The sequence below is a fragment of the Oleiphilus sp. HI0132 genome (genome assembly GCF_001635845.1).
The window spans coordinates 1-867 of the sequence record NZ_LWGJ01001649.1; the positions used below are offsets into that span (position 1 = coordinate 1).

1 pseudogene is annotated in these 867 nt (G+C 45.7%); it reads left to right on the plus strand.

Annotation, left to right across the window (positions count from 1 at the left end):
• A pseudogene (locus tag A3766_RS25395) lies at window positions 1-867 on the plus strand (dihydropteroate synthase); the annotation flags it as partial.

Consider the following 867-nt stretch of genomic DNA (forward strand, 5'->3'; position numbering starts at 1 on the left):
TCGCCTTTCCGGCTTAGAAGCTTTTGTTACAGCTGAAGACTCACTATTCATTAATGTCGGTGAGCGCACTAACGTTACTGGTTCAAAGTAGTTTTTGAGGCTTATTAAAAACGAAGAGTTTGAAGAAGCACTCGACGTTGCAAGACAGCAAGTTGAAAACTGCGCACAAATCATCGATATCAATATGGATGAAGGCATGCTGGAATCCAAAGAAGCGATGGTCCACTTTCTCAACCTCGTCGCTTCAGAACCAGATATCTCCAAAGCACCAATTATGATTGACTCCTCTAAGTGGGAAGTAATTGAGGCCGGACTGCGTTGCGTACAAGGGAAGGCTGTCGTTAACTCAATTAGCTTGAAGGAAGGCGAAGAGCAATTTATCGATCATGCGAAAGCCTGTATTCGTTACGGTGCGGCCGCGGTAGTGATGGCTTTCGATGAGAAGGGTCAGGCCGACTCCTTAGATCGTAAGATAGAGATTTGTAAGCGCTCATACGACGTATTGGTTGGCTTAGGCATGCCTCCTGAAGATATTATTTTTGACCCGAATATTTTTGCGGTCGCAACAGGTATCGAAGAACATAACAACTACGCCGTTGACTTTATCGAAGCTACTCGCTGGATTCGTCAAAACCTACCCTATGCAAGTGTCTCTGGTGGCGTTAGTAACGTCTCGTTTTCCTTCCGCGGCAACAACCCAGTACGCGAGGCTATTCATTCCGTCTTTCTTTATCACGCCATAAAAGCCGGTATGAACATGGGTATCGTCAATCCCGGACAACTAGTTATCTATGACGATATTGATCCAGAGCTAAAAGAGCGCGTCGAAGATGTTGTCCTAAATAGACGGGACGACTCAACTGATCG